Source organism: Mycobacterium paraterrae, assembly GCF_022430545.2.
Lineage (GTDB): Bacteria > Actinomycetota > Actinomycetes > Mycobacteriales > Mycobacteriaceae > Mycobacterium > Mycobacterium paraterrae.
In genome coordinates this window covers 5,181,293-5,201,121 of the sequence record NZ_CP092488.2, presented here as the reverse complement: position 1 = coordinate 5,201,121, position 19,829 = coordinate 5,181,293, and the positions used below count along the sequence as shown (strand labels likewise).

Sequence of the window (19,829 nt, the reverse complement as noted above, 5' to 3'; positions counted from 1 at the left end):
CGGCCGCATGGCGGGCGAGGACTCAGCTGACGTCGACCTCGAACTGTTGAGGTTGTCGGCGCGCGAATTTCTTGCCGAACGGGGCGAGCGCGGCACCGTCAAGGACCTCGCGGCGATGGACTGGACCGGTTTGCTCGTCGACGAGGAACTCGGCGGCGCCGGATGGCGTCCAGTCGAGACATGCGTCGTGGCGGAGGAATTGGGGCGAGCGCAGGATGCTTCCGCATGGTGTGGAACCACGCTGGGCGCCGCTGCGCTTGCCTCGGCGCCGGAGCAGGTCAGGGAGCGACTGTTGCCGGGGCTGCTGGCAGGCAGTTCGTCGGCGGGTTTCGCGATCGCTGACGACTATGCACGGATCATCCGCGGCGACCAGATCGACTCTCTTTTTCTGTTGAACAGCAACGGAATTCACCTGATCAGTGAAATCACTCCGGAGCAGTTCGCGCTGGATGACGATCTGCTGGACGTCAGCAGAACGGCGTGGCGTACGGATTTCGACCTCGCCGCCGGCGAGTTGATCGGGTCGCCCGACCGGGCCCGGGAATTACTCCGGGTTGCCCGGCTGCTGATCGCTGCCGATTCCATCGGGGCCGTGGCGATGACCGTGCAGCGGCTGACGGACTACTTGAGGGAGCGGGTGGCTTTCGGGGCTCCGATTGCTAGTTTCCAGGCAATCCAGCATCGGCTCGTCGAGCTGTTGGTATTTGTGGTCAAAGCGCGAGCGGTGGTCATGAGGGCGGCTCGCGCGATCGCGGTCGCCGACGCCCGAGCGACCGCCCTCACCGCCGCGGCACACGCGTTTGTCGCGGCGAAATCCACGGCCGCCGTGGACGAGTGCATGCAGTTGTCCGGCGGTATCGGATTCACGTGGGAGTATCCCCTGCACTACGAACTGCGACGGGTGTTCACGAACTCCCATCTGATGGGCACCGCGCGCTCTAGTCGAGCGCTGTTGGCGACTGAGTCGGGCTGGTGAGCGTCGTCGGTCGCCGGCCTTCAGAATCGGAGCTGGCCTCGTTCAGGAATCGGGTCAAGGCGCACATCGCCGAGTATGCGCCGGCGATCGAGGCGCGCGAAGGACACCGGGCACCGGAAACGCCAGCGCAGGAAGCCCTGCTGCGCACGTGGTTTGCGAGTCTGTTCGAGGCGGGCCTGATAGGGGCCGACTGGCCGGTCGAGCACGGTGGCCGCGCGGATCACCATCCGCTTCACGACCGAATCGTGAGTGAGGAGATTTTGCGCGCCCGCGCGCCGCGGCCGGTCGACCAGGTCAACCTTGCCGCGCACGTGCTGCTGCACTTCGGTTCCGACGACCAGAAGCGCACCCTGCTGCCGCTGATCCGCTCCAGTCGGCACGTCTGGTGCCAGTTGCTCAGCGAGCCCGATGCCGGCAGCGACATCGCTGCGATACGCACCCGTGGCAGTCGGCACGATGACGGCGGGTGGGTCATCGACGGGCAGAAGACCTGGATCACCGACGGCCACTGGGCCGACATGGGTCTCGCGTTGGTCCGCACCGACCCGGCATCCGCGCGTCACCACGGCCTGTCGGTGTTCACGGTGCCGCTGGATGCCGAGGGTGTCGAGGTTCGACCGATCCGCACGATCGGCGACGCGATCGAGGTCAACGAGGTCTTTCTCACCGGAGTCCGACTCGGCCCCGATAATTTGATCGGCGAGGAGGGACAAGGCTGGTCGATCATCATGGCGGGCCTTGATTTTGAGCGATTCGGCATCGGCGGCAACGTGATTCTGCTGGAGTTGCTGATCGGTGATCTGGTCGAGGTCGCTCGCCACGCGTACATTGACGACGTGCCGGCGTTGGAGTCCACCGACATCCGCCAGAAGGTGGCCGAGCTGGCAGTCGAGGTCGAGGTCGCGAAGGCCTTCATCGACGACCACGTGGAGCGGTTGACATCGGGTGACGAACAGCCGGGTGACGGCTCGATCGCGAAGCTGAGCTTCGCCGAGACCTACCATCAGGTCGCGGCGTACGGTGCGGAGCTGGCGGCCTGCGTGACAGCGGTAGGCGATACCGCGCCGGCCGTGCAAGCGGCCAAACAGCGTCTACGTGAATGCTGGCTCTGGTCGCGCGCCTACACGATTTCGGGCGGTAGCTCGGAGATGATGCGCAATATCCTCGCCAAGCGCCGACTGCATCTGCCCAGCAGATGACTGAGCCGTCGTTGGCGCCCACCTATTGGTCTTTGGTCGAGACCGCGGCGCAGACGCATCCGGACAGGATTGTCCTTGCCGACGACTATGGACGCAGCCTGACTTGCGACCAACTCCGGATATCGGCACTGACGTGTGCCGCAGCGCTGGCGGCACAGGGCATCGGTGCGGGCACCGTCGTGTCCTGGCAACTGCCCACCACGCTGGAGACGATGGTCGTGATGGTCGCGCTCACTCGTCTTGGCGCGGTTCAAAACCCGGTGCTGCCGATTTGGCGCGAAAGCGAATTACGCTATGTGACAACGCAGCTCGACACCGATGTCCTCATCGTGCCGGGATTGTGGCGCGACTTCGACCATACCGCGCTCGCGCATCAGCTCGTCGACGAGCGGCCGATGGCAGTCGTCGTCATCGACCACGATGCGGCGATCGGTGACGGCCTTCGGCTGCCCGTCGGAGATCCCGTGGCGCTGCCGCCCGCGCCGACGAGCGGTGAGGAGCCGCGCTGGATCTACTACTCGTCGGGCACGACGGCAGCGCCGAAAGGCGCGCGGCACTGTGACCGATCGGTCCTGGCCGGGTCGGCGGGGGTCATCGGCATCGTCGGGGCGTCCAGCAGTGACGTCAATCCGATCGCGTTTCCGGTGTCACACATCGGGGGTGCGGCCATGCTGGCGGCCGGGTTGCACACCGGCATGCGATTGGTGCTTTTCGACTCGTTCGACCCCGTCGCTACTCCTTTCGCGATTGCGGCGCACCGCCCGACCTTGCTGGGCAGCGCCACCCCGTTTTTCGTCGCTTTCATGGTCGCGCAGGCCAAGCACGGCGACACGCCGCTGTATCCCGCCCTGCGCGGCTGCGTCGGAGGAGGCGCGCCTATCACTGCGGAGCTGGGCCACCAAGTGCGGCAGGCTTTTTCAGTGGACGGCGTGGCCAACGCCTGGGGCCTGACCGAGTTCCCGGTGGCCACTTCCCAGGCCCCGAACGGCCCGCCGGAGCTACTGGATTACACGGTCGGTAAACCGGTGCCAGGTGTAACGGTTCGGGTTGTCGACGAAGCCGAGCGTCCGGTCAAGGCCGGGGAGGTAGGGGAGCTACGGCTCAAAGGTCCGCAATGCTTCCTCGGGTATGTGGACGCAGCGCTGGATGCCGGGGCCTTCGATGCCGACGGATGGTTTCGCACAGGCGATCTCGGCCACGTCGATGACGACGGCAATGTGGTGGTCACCGGACGGATCAAAGACGCGATCATCCGCAACGCCGAGAACATCTCGGCACTCGAGATCGAGGGTGTGCTGGCCGGCCACCCGGCGGTCGCCGACGTCGCGGTGATCGGTGTGCCCGATGACCGGACAGGGGAGCGGGTCTGCGCGGTCGTGGTCGCGCACCCACATGCGACCCTGACGCTTTCGTCGATCTTCGACCACTGTCAGTCACGAGGACTCAGCAAGCACAAGACCCCGGAACGACTCGAACTCGTCGATGCGTTACCTCGCAACCTCACCGGCAAGGTGCTCAAAACCGAATTACGGGCCCGCTTTGCGAGTCGTTGACCCACCGTGCCGTCAGCGGGCGGCGATGTGAGGGACAGGTTTAGTTCGCGATTGCCGGCTCACGACTGCGGGACCCGCCAAGGGATGACCAAGCACTCCGGGCGCCGCTTCTATGACTGCGGGCACCGAGTTGACCGCGGCCAGCGCTGTCACCGCGACACCCGGATTGACCCGATCCGAGGCCGATTGCTCGAAGTACAGCTCCGCACACATGCTGGGCCGTCCCTGGACTCGGATGACCATGCCACCTTGGCCTTGCCGCGAGGGCCTGGGCCAGCGCTCGGGCCACGGTGTGGAACTTACCGTCGCGAAATACTGCACCGCGACCACGGGCCGACCATCGATGACGCCGGCGAGCTGCCAACGGTGTGCGCAAATCGTCCCTTCCGGAATCACACCGATTGCGGATTCTAGATTTGTTGGGGCCAGCAATGTTTCCCAATCCAGTTCCACACCGTCGAGTTCTAGTCCGAGGATGTCGGCGATGTAGCGAACCACGGTCTCCCAATCGTGGTTGACCTTGCCCGACGCGATTCGAGCGGGTACGTGCCCGTCTGGCTTTCCAAAACCCATGGATTCGTGCAGGACATCCCAAATGGGATAGGACTTGTCGAGGTCGATGGCGTATTCGTCCATCCGATAGGACTCGACGGTGCCGGCACCGGCCAGCAGGGCGGTAGGAATGTTCAGACTGACGAACCCCGGCTCGGCGCCGGTGGCATAAAAAGTTGAATTCCCTTTCGCCGCAGCGCCTTCGACGGCCGCGCGCCACTGCGGTGGCGCCGCAGGCGGATAGACCATCGGGATCGTCGAGATCGTTACCACGTTGATCCCCGCCTCGAGGTACGTGACGATGTCGGCAATGGCGTCGTTCTCGCGCCGGACGGCGGTGGCACAGTAGGTGACGCAGTCCGGTGTGAGAGCCAGCACCGCGTCGAGATTGTCGGTTGCCGCTATGCCGACATCCGCTCCGCCGCACAGGCGACCCGCGTCGACGCCGGCCTTTTCGGGCGTGGACACTTTGACTCCGACGAGTTCCAGTGCCGGATCGTCGATGATTGCCCGCAGTGCCTCCTTGCCGGTCAGCCCCGTACCTACGTGAACAACCCGATACGTTCTGGATTTCTCAGTCACCATCGCTCAATCTCCTATATGTGTTTTCTCAAGAGCGCCGGACCGCGGCCGCTGCGCCACCGCACGCACGGGTACGCGTCCCCAACCGAAGACATTTGGCATCTTGACCCGTTGCAGTCCTGCGACGTCTACCTCGAACTCGGGCATCAAGTCCAACAGGGCATCGATGGCAATGCGTCCCTCCATGCGCGCCAGTGCCGCGCCGAGACAGCTGTGTATTCCGTAACCGAACCCGAGGTTGTGGCCGGAGTGCCGGCGACGGATGTCGAAGCGATCGGGATCGACGAACGCACGCTCATCCCTGGTGGCCGATCCGTTGATGAGCATCACCGGCTTGTGCTTGGGTATCACCGTGCCATGACGCTCGACATCGACGTTGCTCCAACGGATGTCGTATTGCGAGGGCCCCTCGTAACGCAGCAGCTCTTCGAACGCGGCGGGGATCAGGCTCCGGTCTTGCCGTAATGCCTGCCATTGGTCCTGGTGCTGCGCAAACACCACTGCGGCGCTGGCGACTAGTTTGGTCACCGTCTCGGCGCCCGCACCGCCCAGCAACGACGCAAAGGCGGAAATCTCCATGTCGTCGAGGCGGGTCATGGTGCCGTCGTCGCGTTCGACCTCGACTTGGGTGAGCCGCGAAATCATGTCGTCTTGCGGGCTGGCGCGTTTCTCGACGACAAGGTCGTAGTAATACCTCCACATGGTCACCGCCGCCTCACGGCCGTGCGGCGTCGTGCTGACGTTTCCCGGCTCGCGTTCCAGCAGCGCATCGAGCCAGTGCCGGATCTGCTGGCGACCGTCCGGCGGCACTCCCAACATCGTGGTGATGATCTCGACGGGAAACAGCGCCGAGAAGTCCTCGACCATGTCGAACGATGTCACATCGATGGTTTGCGCGATCGAGTCGATCACGTTTCGGATCATCGGCTCGAGCTTGGCGATTGCGCGCGGGGTGAATACCTTGTTCACCAGCGACCGCATCCTGGTGTGCTGTGGAGGGTCCATCATGATGATCACTCCTTGCGGGATCATCGCGTCAGGATCGATGAAATGATCCAGGGTGACACCCTTTGTCGAGGAATATGTTTCGTGATCACGCATTGCGCTCGCGACATCCTCGTAGCGGGAAAGTGCCCAGAAGTCGTATTGCGTGCTGTGGTAGACCGGCGCCCGATCGCGCAGTTGGCGGTAAGTCTCGAACGGATCGTTGAAGAATTCATCCGAGAAGGGATCGAAGTGAACGGATTCCGGGGGCGCGTTCATTGCCGCTCTTTGCCTTTCGATTGCGCCACGGGTGGCTTCACGCGGTCCTGGTTCATCTGATGCCCTATCGGCTAATACAGCTCGGCGAATCTCTTCAAGTAGGGCCATGCGGTCGCGGGCGGGATCCCGCCGCACAAGGGCGAGATGTTGAACACCTCACCCGCGGCGATGCGCTGTCGCGCTTCGTCGACGGAGAGGATTACGTGTGAAGACGTGTTGCGAAGCTCGTCGACGGTCGTGGCGGTGGTGATGTTGGCGGACACCGCGTTGCCGGGATTCCACTCGGAGTAGGACATTGCATCGTGCAGGAGGTACTTGCCGATCTCGTCCCACGCCGCGTCGACATCGTCGGCGACGAAGCAGTTGGTCGCCACGTCACGCTCAGGGATGACCACGAGGCCGGGCTCAAATCCGTTGTCGCGGCATGCCTTTTCATAGGCTTCCCGCATTCCGGGGACTCCGCCGTTGGCAAGCAATCCGAGACCGTTGCGTCCAGCACGCCGGGCGGCTGCCAGGCTGGCGCCGCCCCAACTCAACATGGGTCCTTCCGGCGTGCGCGGTCGCGGGGTGACCTTCATGCGCCTGCCGTCGTGTTCGATCTCGTCGCCGGCGAGCAGGCGGCGTAGCACGCTGAGTTTCTCGTCCGCCAGCCTGCCGCGGTCGGACATAGAAAGTCCGAAGTGAGCGTATTCCTCAGCACGATAACCGATTCCGAACACATAGGTGGCTCTGCCCGCGCTGATGTGATCCAGCACGGCGATGTCCTCGGCCAGCCGCGCCGGATCGTAGAAGGGCAGCAAAATCGTCAGGGTCAGCATCAGCTGCTCCGTGCGAGCGGCGATGGCCGCGCCGAGCAGCAACGGCGCCGGCAGATATCCGTCGTCTGCGCAGTGGTGCTCGCACAGTACGACGGCGATACAGCCATGCTGCTCAGCCCATGCCGACATCTCGCTGGCCGCGGCGTACAACTCGGTGGTGGGCGCCCCGATGGATGGCGCTCGCATGTCGAAGCGAAGGGTGAACATGGCCGCGTCTAATTCGGCTGCCGTGCGTCGGAACCCATGACCTCGGCACTTACCTGCATGATCAGACGAACCACGTCGTTGCGTGTCATGGACCTGAAAAGTTCCGACGCCATGCGGACGTCGTCGCCCGTGGCGATCGTCGGTCCGTTGCCGAGGTTGGCGAACGCCTCGTCTACCACGCTCGCAGCGGTCACCGCACCCGGGGGAATCTCGTCGAGAGACGTGAGTCGACCGCGCTCGAACTCCAGTTGCCGCAGAGCCGGCGTGTCGGTCATGCCCGAGGACCAAACTCAGGACGTCGACGCCCTTGTCGTGCAACTCCGCCCACAATCCCTCGGTGAAAACCAGGTCGAAGGCCTTGGTTCCCCCGTATGCCACCATGTTTCGGCCGCCGGCCAGCGCAGCACCCGACGTGAAGTTCACGATGCCACCTCGCCTTCGCTCGACCATGAGGCCCGCGAAGTGGTGACACAACCGCATCAGCACCAGGCAGTTGCGTTGCAGCAGCGCTTCGGCTGCCGATACCGGATTGGCAAGGAATGGCTGATAGTTCGGATCCCCTCCGGCGCAGTACACCAGCATGCCGACCTCGATGTCTGCGGTGGCGTCGATAATGGACTGCGAGGCATCGGCGTGAGTGAGATCGATGGCGAGCGTCCGAGTTTCGACACCGGTGCGCCCGTGAATCGCCTCGGCCACCGAGTCGAGAAGCTGCCGGCGACGAGCGACGAGCGCGACGTTCACGCCTTGCTGCGCCAACCGCTCGGCGAACAGCGCGCCGCATCCGTCGGACGCGCCGACGATCAGCCCCCACGGCCCGTATTTCCGGGCGATGTCACCCATGAGCGGCCGCCACTGGGGTGAGACGCACCGAGGTGTAGGTACGGTGGTCGATCCGCCAACCATCTGCGGTGCGAACGGCGTGGTCGTCGTAGTATCCGACGGGGTTCGCACCCGAGCCGTCCTCCATCAGGATGAGAGCATCGACGTAGGTGCGCATCGTCGCGGTGTCGCCGTCGATCGCTATGGCCTGGTTGGTCATTCGATGGATCGTGTGCGCCGCGCCGACGTGGGCTGCCTCCATAAACTGTGCAACCGCTGCACCACCGGTCCACTGGCCCACCACACCGTAGTCGACGCGTGCCTCCTCGGTGAAAACTGTTGTGAGAAGCGAGTACTGGTGACTGTCGATTGCCGTCGCGTATCGGACCGTGAGGTCGAAAAGGTCGTCGTGGTCGGACATCAGTGGTCGCCGTTCGGGTGGATCACGACGCGGGGCGGCCCTTCGGAGCGCCGCGCCGCCTCCAGCGCCGCGGGCACCTCCTCGAGCCCGATGATCTTGCCGACGCTGGGCAGTGGGTCCAGTGTCCCCTCGACGACCGCATCGAGAACGCCGTACCAGTCCTGAGGTAGCGGCCCTCCACCGAACTGCAGAGTGAGGCCGTTTCGGGTGGCTGCGGTGATGTCGAGGGTGTCGCCGGTGTACCAGCCGCCCGCGCAGTAGATGCGCGACGAGAATTCAGCTTCCGCGACGATCGTGTCGATGAGTCCCGCAGCCCCAACGCATTCGAACACCACCGCGGAGCCGGCCAGGTGGCGTTCGGCACGAGTCTTGCGGAAGGCATCGAACACCGACTGTTGTGCCGGGTCGACCAGAATGTGGGCGCCGAATCCGGATTGGGCCAGTTCGCGACGATCGGCGCTGAAGTCCGAGACGATGATGGGATCGACCCCGCGGGCGCTGAGCGCAGCGACCGCGGACAGTCCGATGGCACCGGCGCCGAGGACGATCGGGATCTCGCCGGGCTGCAAGTTCGAAGCGCGGACATAGAACTCGCCGACCGCGAAGGCATCGACCACAGCGACCGCATCGCTGGATACCGAATCGCCGACCACCCTCGCGGTTGTCTCGGGTACGACGAGCAGCTCACCGAAACTTCCTTGCGCCTCGGGGTGCTGTCCGATGATGCGTAAACCGCCGGCGCCGCCATCTACCAACCGAATCGGCATCGACGTCACCCGGGCTCCGATTGGGAAGCCGTCGCCGCAACCAGGGCCGTGGCCGATCACTTCACCGACGAACTCGTGCCCCATGACGATGTCGCGGTCGGGGTCGTAGAGCGACCGACCCGTCGGATCGTCGATCGCCAACTCCGGATGGTCCATGTAGTGCACGTCGGACGCGCAGATCGCGGTGCTGAGGGTCTTGAGCAGCAAATCGCCCTGCCCGGGAACGGGATCGGCTGTCTCACGAACCGTAAGCTCACCGCCTCGCAGCACTACGGCACGCACCAGCTCTCACATCCTCATTGATAATCTCTATTATTCGAGATCAATTTATCTGGATACTGAGTCGACCGTAGAATGCGGCGTGAGGGGAGTCAAGATGCGCGGAGTCACTTCAGCACCGGCCGAGCGTGTCCTCGATGTCGTCGAGTTGCTCAGCAGGCCGGAAGGTGGGGGGCACCGCTTCTCTGACGTCGCCCGCGAACTCGGCCTCTCTCAGGCCACGGCGCACTCCATACTCAAGACCCTGTGCGACCGCGGTTGGGCGACCCGGGATCCCATCTCCAAGAAGTTCGACCTCGGCCCGTCTGTAGCCCTCCTAGCGGACAGGTTGCAAGCCGCGCGCCCTCTTCTGGCTGTCGCCCGCGAAGCCATCCGCCGTCTCGCTGATGCAACCGGTGCGCCGGCCTCCGTCGTCGAGCGCACTGGAGACGAACTGGTGATCACCGCGTTCGAAACGCCCGACGGGTCTACCCAGCCGGTCGCTCCCGTCGAGCGGATTCCCTATGCGCCACCGTTCGGGATCGCCTGCGCCGCATGGGATATGCCAAGCGAGCAAGAGTCCTGGATTCAGCGCGGTACGGCCGGAGACACGTCGCTCGCAGAGCGTCTTTACTCAGTGTTGGCCCAGACGCGAGATCGCGGGTATGACGTCGATTGGATGACTCCCGCGCTGGCGCAGGCTGCTCATGCGATCGAATCATTGTCCAACGAGACAGTGCCCCAGAATCTGCGCTCCGTCGTCGACCAACTGCGTGTCGAATTCATATCGGCAAACTTGCTCTCCAGCGACAGCGCCCGCGATGCTCTGCCGGTTGCCACCATCTCCGCGCCTGTCTTGGACGAAAGAGGCCATGTGCGACTCATTCTCGGGATCCATCCGCTACGCGTTATGACGACGAGCGAAATCGATGCTGCGGCACAACCGCTGCTGCGCGAGATCGACCGGGTGGCAGGGCCTAGCCCGCGTGATTGAGGACGACGCCTAGACGCCGATGAGTTCTTTGAGGTTGCGGCCCATGACTTTCGCCGTTGTCGCGTCCGGAAGGTTCTGGAGCTCCTTCACAAAATGCGCGGGCTCGGCGAGTCCCTCGGGGTGCGGGAAGTCCGACCCGAACATCACCCGGTCCGCACCCAAAGTGTCGATGAGGTGCGACATGTCTTCCTCGTGGAACGGGTTTACCCACACGTGCCGGCGGAAGACATCACACGGGTGCTCGCTGAAATCTTGTGGCTTCTTCCGATACACCCGGTCGAACGCATCCATCAGCCGGTTTGCCCAAGAGCCGCCGTTCTCGACGACTCCGATACGCAGGCCGGGAAATCGCTCGAACACACCGTGTGCGACGAACGCCGCCAGGGTGTCGAAGATGTGCCGGCTCTCCTCGTAGATAAACCCGCGGAATTTCGTCAGTTGGAAGCCCTGAAACTCGTTGCCGCTCTCCCAATCGGTGAGGTATCGGTCGTAGCCCGCATCGGAGTTGTGCATCTGGACCGAGATTCCCGACGACTCGACCAGCCGCCAGAAGTCGTCGAATTCGGGCAGCGCGGGCGACCGGGACGTGCCGTCCTCCCGCGGTACCGGCGCAGGCCGGATCAGCACGGTCTTGGCCCCGTTTTCCAGGCACCACTCGAGTTCGGCGACTCCCTTCGCGGGGTCGTTCAATGAGATTGCTGGCACTGGGAAGATTCGGTTCTGGTAGTTGAACGTCCAGTCGTCGAGTAGCCAGCGGTTGAATGCGTGGGTCACCGCGTGGGTCAACTCGGTGTCGGACTTCGTGCGCTCCTCGAGCATGCCTGCCGTGGTCGGGAACATCACCGCACCGTCGACACCCTGCCGGTCCATCAATGCAAGACGCAGGTCGGGACGCCGGAATTCGTCCGGACAGCGGATGGGCTCGGCGAGCTCACGAAGTGTCTTGCCCTCGGGGTTGATCCCTCGGTAGTAGTCGGCCCAGGCGCCGGGCGTGGGGATCACCTCGTAGGTCGGGTTCGGGATGGTCTCGGTGATCACGCCGAGGATTTGCAGCTTCTGGCGACCGTTGACGTCGACGAACTTCAATGCCTCGGAATACTTCTCCGGCAGGTATCGCGTGTAGGCATCGATCGTTTCGTACATGTGGTTGTCGGCGTCCCAGACCTCGAAGGCCTTCGGTTGCGTCATCGTCGGTCCTTTCGAAGGGTGGCCAAGATCGCCACTAGCCCGGATGGAATCCGGAAACATCACTATCTTAATCAGAGAACAAACGTTCTCAAGCCCTGGCGGCCAAACCGTGGTGGCGAAAGCAGTCACGACGTTTAGTTCGATCAACGGCATCAGGTTGGATTCAGCGGGTTGACAGACCTGTCATCAGAGTGTCAATGAGTCCGTTCAGCGCGTCGGCGGCAGCCTTGATGTCCCACATACATACTCGGCCTCAGAGATTGGTGAAGTGGCCGCCATCGACGCCGATCGTCTGACCGGTGACATAACGAGCCTGTGGGCTCAGGAGAAAAGCGACCGCCGAGCCGATGTCGGTTTCCGGATCGCCGATTCGGCCCAGCGGAATCCGGCGTGCGAGCCGTTGCTCCATCGCGGGGTCGGCCTCGATGGCCGCCGTCATCGCCGGTGAATAGGCAAGCGGCGAAATGACATTGACGGTGATGCCGTGTGGCCCCCATTCGCGAGCCAAGCTCTTGGCAAAGCCCCGCAGCGCGCCCTTCATGGTGGCGTAGAGCGGCAGCGTGGCGCTGCCTTCGATACCGGCCGGTGAGGTCATCACGAGAAAGGTCCCTGCTTGCTCACGCAGGGCCTCGAAGGCCGCACTCGCACAGTGGTAGGCACCGGTTAACGACACGGCGAAGTGGTCGTGCCACCGAGCCTCATCGACGTCCTCGAGGCGGTGTGGCTGGCTCGATGCGTTGCTGGTGGCGTTGTGCACCAGCGCATCTAGTCGACCGGTCTTGGTGACAGCCGCCTCGACCGCATCGGCAACGGACCCGGCGACCGTCACGTCACAACAGACCCAGCTGGCGCGATAGCCCTGCTCGGCGAGCTCTGAAGCGACCGTCTTTCCAGTCTCTGACCGGGTGCCGACGAACACGTGGGCGCCGTCGCGGGCAAGGGCGTGGGCTATGCCTTGGCCGACGCCGCGGCCGGCTCCGGTAACCAGCACCGTGTGTCCGTGTAGTGTCATGGCAGCATCATCGCCCCTCCATCGACGATGAGCGTCTCGCCGACCACACCCGCGACCTCGCGCTTGAGCAGGAATCGTGTTGCCTCGACCACCGATTCGATGATTTTCTCATCGTCGGGGAGAGCGGCCGTGCTCACGTGGGCCGCCGATGCGTCCAACCTCGGGGCGAACAGATGCAGCGGCGTGGCAATCAGGTTGACAATCACGCGTGCATGGGCCCATTGGCGCGCAGCGGATTTGGCCATCGCCCGGATCCCCTCGACAGCGGTGGCCCAGGCGACGATGTGCGGCCCGCCGGTCATCCCGACCGACGGCACTACCAGCACGATCCGTCCTCCGTCCTGCCGCATCGACGCGTACGAACGCTGCAACGCGGTCAGCGCGTGCCACATTGGTTGCTCCGCGAATAAGCGCCAGTCGGCCGCGCTGAGGGAGTGGAGGTGGCTCGGCTCGAGCGTCGGATCAACCCCCACCACGATGACGACGGAATCGGTTCCCGGCGAGATCATTTCGTCGCTACGGTGAACGACGGTCTTGAGGCTTGCTGCTACCGCCCACGAGATGGCGTCGCTGCGTCCGATCACATGGGGAGTCGTCATTGTCACAAGGCGGCTATGGTGTGGGGGCTGGGCCCGCTCCGCCTTGACGCGCGATCCGCTGATCATGGATCTTGATGAGTTCGCGAAAGCCGATCCGGTCGTAGCGCGGGCGGGGCTGAATTCCCCAATCGTCTCGCGCGCTATGTTGGCCTGCTGCTTCGGGAGCACCGCCGAACGGCGGACCGCTAATGGGATACGGCTGAAGGCACTCCAGCGTGTCGTTGGAGTACCGGACTTTGAGCAACTCGCTGCAGATCTGGATTAGCGACAACGTGGGCCACCCGTACCACACGGCGATCACGGGAACGGTCAGCGAACCCTCGATCACCAGACCGAAGAGACAGACGTACAGTCCTCGCTTCAGCCACTTGTGCATCCGCGCCCATACGGGCGCGGTGCCGGGCGGCAGCGACTCGGTTGGCACGTCCGCATTTATTGCTGGTTCAGTCACTGAAAACCTCACGGTTGACGGTGTGCAAGTAGGGAATTGCGAGAAACGGTGTGATGTAGAAAATGTTGTAGGCCCACCAGGCGATCACCGGAAGTCCAACCGCCGCGTAGCGGACGTCGGCATACAGCGTCATGTTGAAGATGTAGCCGGTCCACACCACCACGCCGAACCAGCACGTCACGATCATCCACTGGTGCCCCCAACGCCTCATCTGCAGGAAGCCGATCGCCGCAGCCATCCGCATGGGGAAGGCGATCAGCACGCAGACAAGCACCCATGCCTTTTCGCCGGGAGCGCTGGCGCCTCCGATCCAGAGTTCGTTGTAGTGCCAGAAGTACCCCGCGTCCATCAGGTTGCCCCAAGCCGTGAAGACGGTGCGGGTTATCAGCGCATGGTTGGCGAAAAGGTCCAGCGCCCAGCCGATGCTGTTGAGTGCCGCATCCAAAATGATGACGTAGCCGATCAGGGTGACCATGAGAGGGCGAACCGAGAGACCCGCTCGTTGCGCGTTGCGCAACAGGTATAGACCACGCAAGAACAACGGAAGCCCGATGGGTCCGAGAACTAACGTGCCCATCAGGGCTGTCCCAGAAATCAGCCATAGGTCGGCCTGCCGTTGAGCCTTACGGCTTGATATTTCGTGTTCGTCCAGTGTCGTCGACGTGGGCGCGAGCGTGCCGTGAGAACGTCTCATCGGTTCACCAGTTCCTCGTCAGCAGCATCGAGAGCTGAATGAGAAACATCGTCAGCAGCATCCCGTATATCCAGACCTGGAACACGATGAGCGCTCGTCGACGCTTGCGGTCCTGTTCTTCCACTGCGCTCCAGTCTTTGAATTTTTCGAGGACGCGATTCTGGTCATGGACGATCAGAAGGTGCCGATGTTCGACAGCATCCAGTAGAAGAAAGCGACGAGTCCACACATGACTCCCCAGGTGATCAGCATCCGCAGCAGTTCTTCGATCACAGGGGGTTGCTCCCGTCACGTCGATGTCGAGTGGAAATGTGCATTTCCGCATGACGCTATCACCGTTCTCATGAGCGAGAGTAAGTATTCTACGGGCGGGCCAGCTGGGCCAATTCGCGCTTGACCACTTTGCCGACGTCGTTGCGGGGCAACTGATCGACGAAGACGATCCGGGCCGGAACGCGGTAGGGAGTCAGGCGCTCGCGGCACCATGCGATCAGCATGTCCTCGGATACCTCGCGATCGCTGCGCGCGACGAAGGCCCAGGGAACCTCGCCGAGTCGTTCGTCGGCGATCCCCACTACAGCGGCCTCGCGGACTCCGTCGGCGGAGAGCAGGACATCTTCGACGGTGCCGGGAAAGACCTTGAGTCCGCCGCGGTTGATCATGTCCGACACCCGACCGTCGAGCCACAGGAATCCGTCGTCGTCGAACCAGCCCAGGTCGCCGGTGTGAAACCAGCCGTCGTCAGTGAGCCGGTCAAGGAACGCCGGATCGATCTTGCGTGCCGCTGTCGTCGGGGTGCGAACCATCACTTCGTCTTCTGCGATCGTGACATCGATGCCGGGCAGCGGTCGTCCGACCGATCCGAGTTTGGTTTCGCCCCAGTCGCGGGCGTCGGCGGCCGACCACCCGACGACTTCACCGCCGAGTTCGGTTTGGCCGTAGGAGTTCAGGACGACGACGCCGAACTTGTCACGGAATCGGCCCGCCTGAACGGGAGACAGGGGAGCCGTGATCGATCGCACGATCTTCAGGGGCGACAGGTCGGTGACGGAGTCGTCGTGCAGCACCATCGTGAGCGCGGCCGGCGGTAAGACCGTGGAGCGTAATTGGTGCCGCTTGACCAGCGCGGCGAACTCCGTCGCGGAGAACCGATCCATCAGGACGACGCCGGAGCCGGCACGAAAGGCGAACAGCACTTGGTAGATGCCGGCCCATAACGACAACGACAGCGGCACCAGGTTCGGCATGGGGGATCGCTTGGGTTTACTGCCAGCGGGTTTGGTGCCACGCAGTTTTTCGAGCAGGCGGTCGATGAGATCGAGCACCGTGCTGTGCCGCAGCGGGACCGGTTTCGGTGGCCCGGTCGTGCCGGAGGTGAACTGCAGCAGTGCGACGTCGTCTTCGTAGGATCGCGCATCGTCGGGCTGGTGTGATGATCCGACCGCGGCCCACGTCAGCGCCTCACCTGTGATGATCGGCAGGTGGAAACTCGAGAATCGTTGTGCGAGTTGGGGGGTTGTGATGACGGCAGCCGGTCGCAATGCCGCGATTTGGGTGACGATCTCGGCATCGGCGGCCCGGGGGTTGAGCGGGGTGTAGACCGCGCCGGCGCGCCACGTACCGAACAGCGCGGCGATGGTGGTGGCGTCGTTGGGCAGCATGGCAGCGACCACCTGCCCGGTGTGCAGCCCCGCTTCGGCCAGCAGCGCACCGAGTTGGTCAGCGCTGGTTGCCAATTCGTGGCGCGAAACATCAGCGCGCAGCGTGTGTACTGCGACGTCGGGCAGACCGTTCAGGAGCTCGGCGAGACTCACGAGTCGTTCTCCAGGGGAGCCCACTTCGGAGTTCGCTTGTCTGCGAAGGCCAGCGGTCCCTCGTTCTGGTCCGGATGTCCCCACATCGATGTCAGGTGCTTGGCACCCTCGCGGCACGCGTCCGTGAGGCCGAATTCCAGTGCACCCCAGAGTGCTCGCTTGGTGGCGCGCATCGCCGCCGGGGAGTTGCGCGCGATTTTTTCGGCGAGTTCTTGTGCAACCTCGCGAAGCCGCTCGGGCGGGTCGACGACCTGGCTGATCATTCCGAGCTCGTAGGCACGCTGGGCGCTGAGCCGTTCGTGGCTGCCGACCAGCGCCATTCGCAGCACGGCCTCCGCGGGCATCTTGCGCATCAGCGCGATTGTCTCTAGGGCGCTGACCTGGCCAATCGAGACATGGGGATCGACGAAGCTGGCGTCCGACGAGGCGATGACCACGTCGGCGTCCGCGACCCAGTGCAGTCCGCCTCCGGCGCAGACCCCGTTGACGGCGGTGATGACCGGTTTGTCGACGTGGCAGTGCCACGCGGTCAGCTTCAAATCCAGTGTGCGCATGGTCTCCTGGAACTGCAGCACCGCCTCGCCGTCGAGCTCCTCGACGTCGGCGCCCACCTGGAAAGCGCGTCCGTTGCCGGTGTGCACGATCACGCGAACGTCGGGGTCGGCGTTGAGCTCTGCCCAGGCCTGGGGAAATTCCTCGCGCATCGCGGCGTCATAGGCATTAAGGCGGTCCGGCCGGTCGTTGATGATCCAGCCGACCGGCCCGTGTCGTTCGACGACCAGCCGCCGATATGTCATGACACCTCCACTGGGTCCGACAACGGCTGCCATCGGGGTGTGCGCTTCTCGCTCCACGCCCTGGCCCCTTCGCTGTGATCGGGGTGATTGCGTAGCCGCCAAATCGCATCGGCGGCCTCGCTGCGGGCCTGGGTGAGACCGACTTCCAGGGACCGCCACAGTGCTTTCTTGGTGGCCCGCAGCGCGGTCGGCGAGTTCGCGGCGACCGCGGTGGCGAGCTTGCTCGCGGTGGCGCGAAGCTCCTCGCTGGAGACCACTTCGGAGACGATCCCCAGTTCGTAGGCGCGCCGCGCGGTGATGCGTTCACCCTTGCCGCTCAATGTCATCCGCGTAATCGCCTCCATCGGTGATTTGCGCAGCAGTGTGATCGCCTCGTAGGCAACGGCCTGCCCAACCGAGACGTGCGGGTCGACAAAAGACGCTTCTTCGGCGGCGATCACGATGTCGGCGTCGGCCACCAGATGCAGGCCACCGCCGGCGCAGACGCCGTTGACCGCCGCGATCACCGGTTTCCACACGCCGCAATGCCACGACGAGATCTTCAATTCCGCATCCCGGGTCCGGCGTGAATGGCGACGCATCGCCTCTTTGTCGCGCGCCACCTGCACCACGTCCATGCCGGTACAAAATGGCTTGCCGTTAGCGGTGTTGACGATGACGCGGACGGCTGGATCAGAGTCGAGTTCGGCCCACGCTGTCTCGAGTTCATCGAGCATCAGCGAGTCGAAGGCATTGCCGGCGTCGGGCCTGTTGAGGATCAGCCAGCCGATTCCGTCGGACTTCTCCACCACGAGACGCTGATAGGTGCTCACGAGCGCGGAATGTCCTTCCAGGGCTTGCCTTTCCACGGGTCGGGCTCCTTCGGCAGGCCTAGCACCCGTTCGCCGAGGATGTTCTTGTTGATGTCGGTGGTCCCGCCCTCGGTGCCGTTGGCGAGGCTGCGCATCATTCCCTGGACGTCGCGCGGCAGCGCATCGGGGTCGTCGGTGGCCGGCCAGGCGATCGCTTCGGTGCCCAGTAGGTCGACCATGAGGTCCTGAATCTGCTGATTCAGCACGGCCTGGTGCACCTTGCCGATCGACGATGCCGCTCCTGGCGATTGGCCAGCCGAAAGGGCTGCGCGCACACGGGCATTCGTCCAGCCACGGATCTGCTCCTGCGCCCACAAGCGCATGACCTTGTTACGGATCACGGGGTCGCTCCACTTGCCGGTCTGCTGCGCCAGCGTGATCAGGCGCTCAGCGCCGGAGCCGCCGAGGCGACCCATGCCCCCGGATCCGGAGCCCGACACCATCTGTCGCTCGCTGGACAACGTCGAGGCGCTGACCCGCCACCCGTCGTTGACGTCGCCCACCCGGTGTGCATCGGGGACTCGTGCATCGTCGATGAAGACCTCGTTGAACTCGGATTCTCCGGTGATCTGACGCAGCGGCCTGACCTGTACGCCTGATTGACGCATGTCGAGCAGGAAGTAGGTGATGCCCTTGTGCTTGGGCGCCTCTGGATCGGTTCTGGCGAGCAGGATCGCGAAGTCGGCTTGGTCGGCCCACGTGGTCCAGACCTTCTGCCCGTTGACCACCCAGGAGTCACCGTCGCGGACTGCGCGCGTCGCCAACGAAGCCAGATCGGAACCGGCGCCCGGCTCGCTGAACAGCTGGCACCACTTTTCCTCGTTGCGCACGATCGGCGGCAGGAAACGCAACCGCTGTTCTTCGGTGCCGTGGCTGAACAGAGCGGCCGCAGCATTGTTGAGGCCCAACGGGTTGAGTCGCGACAGTCGCAGCGGGCGCAGCACGTGTTCGATCGCCCGGGCGACCTCGTTGCCGACTCCGAGGCCCCCATGTTCGCGCGCCCAAGTCGGTACGACGAGCCCCGACGCGGCAAAGGTCGGATACCACTGCTGGTAGTCGGCAGGGCTGCGCACTGCCCGCAAGGCGGCTGGACCATTGGCCGCGGCGGTCCGCCAGGCGCCGGGGACTTCGGTGTCGACCCATTGCTGCACCGCGGCAACGGCATCGGCCACACTCGTGGTGTCGGTAATCGGCAGCGTCATCATCGACCCTGGAATTTCGCGTCACGTTTGTCGCGAAAGGCCGCTAGACCCTCCTTGAAATCTTCGCTGCGACTCGACAATTCCAGTGCCAGAGCCTCATTCTGCAGATGGCGATCGAGGTCGAGGCCGTTGCCGCTGTGCAACAGCCACTTGGTGAGCCCGAGTGATACCGTCGGCGCCTCGCTCAACTGAGTGACCAGATGCTCTGCGGCCCGGCTCAACTCAGTATCGGCGACCGCGGCGTGGATGATGCCCCACTCGGCCGCCGTGGCTCCGGTGATTTCCTGGCCGAGCATGAGCAGTTGTCGGGTGCGCACTAATCCGATGAGTCGTGGCAAGAGCCACGTTGCACCGCTGTCGGGGGTGAAACCGCGGGCCATGAACGGTTCCCAGAACCGAGCGTCGTCGGCGGCGATGCAGAAGTCGGACGCCATCGCGATGTGGAATCCCAGGCCGGCGGCCCAGCCGCGGACCACCGCGACGATCGGCACCTGCGTCTCGAGCAGTAACGGGATGAGCCGGTTGGCCTTGTTTGGCAGGCGGCGCTGGGTGCTGCCCACTCTTGGTTTGCGCTCGGAGCGAGTGTTGTTGGCCACCAAGTCGGACCCGGCGCAGAAGTCCGGCCCCTCACCGTCGATCCGGATAACACGCACCGACTCGTCAGTGCCGGCAGCGGCCAGGTGCGCGATCATCGCGTCCAGCACGACATCGTTGATTGCGTTTCGGCGGTCGGCGCGATCGAGGGTCAGCTGCAGGACGGGACCTTGCTGGTGGGCTCGAAGGCCCGGGACATCGGCGTAAGTCATGGG

At 64.1% G+C, this 19,829-nt stretch carries 19 protein-coding genes and 1 pseudogene; 4 read left to right on the top strand and 16 right to left on the bottom strand.

The features are described from left to right. The first annotated feature begins 7 nt into the window (after positions 1–7). Genes MKK62_RS25035 through MKK62_RS25025 form a run of 3 tightly spaced genes read left to right on the top strand, consistent with a single transcriptional unit; the run spans position 8 to position 3,728 of the window. Positions 8–976, top strand: a complete 969-nt coding sequence (locus MKK62_RS25035) for an acyl-CoA dehydrogenase family protein (protein ID WP_240263224.1) — start codon at positions 8–10, stop codon at positions 974–976. Next, entirely contained in the window at positions 973–2,175 is a 1,203-nt protein-coding gene (locus MKK62_RS25030; protein WP_240263225.1) for an acyl-CoA dehydrogenase family protein, read from the top strand. Before MKK62_RS25035 ends, MKK62_RS25030 begins: the two co-directional genes overlap by 4 nt. After that, positions 2,172–3,728, top strand: a complete 1,557-nt coding sequence (locus MKK62_RS25025; protein WP_240263226.1) for a class I adenylate-forming enzyme family protein — start codon at positions 2,172–2,174, stop codon at positions 3,726–3,728. The genes MKK62_RS25030 and MKK62_RS25025 overlap by 4 nt, the downstream gene beginning before the upstream one ends. A gap of 12 nt (positions 3,729–3,740) precedes the next feature. Here the strand turns inward: MKK62_RS25025 and MKK62_RS25020 are convergent, their stop codons facing one another. The 6 genes and pseudogenes from MKK62_RS25020 to MKK62_RS24995 form a co-directional block, all read right to left on the bottom strand. Beyond that, complete coding sequence (locus MKK62_RS25020; protein ID WP_240263227.1) at positions 3,741–4,865, bottom strand: dihydrodipicolinate reductase; 1,125 nt, start codon at positions 4,863–4,865, stop codon at positions 3,741–3,743. A 3-nt stretch (positions 4,866–4,868) separates the two neighbouring features. Beyond that, positions 4,869–6,125 carry a cytochrome P450 gene (locus tag MKK62_RS25015; protein ID WP_240263228.1) on the bottom strand — a complete coding sequence of 419 codons (1,257 nt, stop codon included), beginning with the start codon at positions 6,123–6,125 and terminating at the stop codon, positions 4,869–4,871. 71 nt (positions 6,126–6,196) lie between these two features. Next, a complete protein-coding gene (locus MKK62_RS25010; protein WP_240263229.1) occupies positions 6,197–7,150 on the bottom strand; it encodes an LLM class flavin-dependent oxidoreductase in 954 nt (317 codons plus the stop codon). An 8-nt stretch (positions 7,151–7,158) separates the two neighbouring features. After that, positions 7,159–7,993 (bottom strand): annotated as a pseudogene (locus MKK62_RS25005) (SDR family NAD(P)-dependent oxidoreductase). Further along, on the bottom strand, positions 7,986–8,393 hold the full coding sequence (locus tag MKK62_RS25000) for a nuclear transport factor 2 family protein (protein WP_240263230.1): 408 nt from the start codon (positions 8,391–8,393) through the stop codon (positions 7,986–7,988). Before MKK62_RS25000 ends, MKK62_RS25005 begins: the two are co-directional and overlap by 8 nt. After that, a complete protein-coding gene (locus MKK62_RS24995; RefSeq protein WP_240263231.1) occupies positions 8,393–9,442 on the bottom strand; it encodes a zinc-binding dehydrogenase in 1,050 nt (349 codons plus the stop codon). Before MKK62_RS24995 ends, MKK62_RS25000 begins: the two co-directional genes overlap by 1 nt. A 79-nt stretch (positions 9,443–9,521) precedes the next feature. Between MKK62_RS24995 and MKK62_RS24990 the strand changes: the two genes are divergently transcribed. Continuing rightward, positions 9,522–10,412 carry an IclR family transcriptional regulator gene (locus MKK62_RS24990; protein WP_240263232.1) on the top strand — a complete coding sequence of 297 codons (891 nt, stop codon included), beginning with the start codon at positions 9,522–9,524 and terminating at the stop codon, positions 10,410–10,412. A gap of 9 nt (positions 10,413–10,421) precedes the next feature. Here the strand turns inward: MKK62_RS24990 and MKK62_RS24985 are convergent, their stop codons facing one another. From MKK62_RS24985 to MKK62_RS24940, 10 genes are all read right to left on the bottom strand, one after another. Further along, on the bottom strand, positions 10,422–11,600 hold the full coding sequence (locus MKK62_RS24985) for an amidohydrolase family protein (protein WP_240263233.1): 1,179 nt from the start codon (positions 11,598–11,600) through the stop codon (positions 10,422–10,424). A 253-nt stretch (positions 11,601–11,853) separates the two neighbouring features. Continuing rightward, positions 11,854–12,612: an SDR family NAD(P)-dependent oxidoreductase gene (locus MKK62_RS24980; protein WP_240263234.1), complete on the bottom strand. Its 759-nt coding sequence runs from the start codon at positions 12,610–12,612 to the stop codon at positions 11,854–11,856. Beyond that, positions 12,609–13,211, bottom strand: a complete 603-nt coding sequence (locus MKK62_RS24975; protein WP_240263235.1) for an SDR family oxidoreductase — start codon at positions 13,209–13,211, stop codon at positions 12,609–12,611. Before MKK62_RS24975 ends, MKK62_RS24980 begins: the two co-directional genes overlap by 4 nt. A gap of 13 nt (positions 13,212–13,224) precedes the next feature. Further along, complete coding sequence (locus tag MKK62_RS24970; protein WP_240263936.1) at positions 13,225–13,587, bottom strand: hypothetical protein; 363 nt, start codon at positions 13,585–13,587, stop codon at positions 13,225–13,227. Positions 13,588–13,654: 67 nt separating this feature from the next. Then, positions 13,655–14,356 (bottom strand): hypothetical protein, encoded by a 702-nt coding sequence (locus tag MKK62_RS24965; RefSeq protein WP_240263236.1) that lies wholly within the window; start codon positions 14,354–14,356, stop codon positions 13,655–13,657. A 362-nt stretch (positions 14,357–14,718) separates the two neighbouring features. Next, the gene (locus MKK62_RS24960; protein ID WP_240263237.1) at positions 14,719–16,170 is read right to left on the bottom strand and encodes a class I adenylate-forming enzyme family protein; all 1,452 of its coding nucleotides are present in this window, start codon (positions 16,168–16,170) and stop codon (positions 14,719–14,721) included. Continuing rightward, positions 16,167–16,967: an enoyl-CoA hydratase/isomerase family protein gene (locus MKK62_RS24955; protein ID WP_240263238.1), complete on the bottom strand. Its 801-nt coding sequence runs from the start codon at positions 16,965–16,967 to the stop codon at positions 16,167–16,169. Before MKK62_RS24955 ends, MKK62_RS24960 begins: the two co-directional genes overlap by 4 nt. Continuing rightward, positions 16,964–17,779, bottom strand: coding sequence for an enoyl-CoA hydratase/isomerase family protein (locus tag MKK62_RS24950; RefSeq protein WP_240263239.1), 816 nt, complete (start codon positions 17,777–17,779; stop codon positions 16,964–16,966). Before MKK62_RS24950 ends, MKK62_RS24955 begins: the two co-directional genes overlap by 4 nt. Then, entirely contained in the window at positions 17,776–19,023 is a 1,248-nt protein-coding gene (locus MKK62_RS24945) for an acyl-CoA dehydrogenase family protein (RefSeq protein WP_240263240.1), read from the bottom strand. The genes MKK62_RS24950 and MKK62_RS24945 overlap by 4 nt, the downstream gene beginning before the upstream one ends. Continuing rightward, a complete protein-coding gene (locus tag MKK62_RS24940; protein WP_240263241.1) occupies positions 19,020–19,826 on the bottom strand; it encodes an enoyl-CoA hydratase/isomerase family protein in 807 nt (268 codons plus the stop codon). The genes MKK62_RS24945 and MKK62_RS24940 overlap by 4 nt, the downstream gene beginning before the upstream one ends. Positions 19,827–19,829 lie beyond the last annotated feature (3 nt).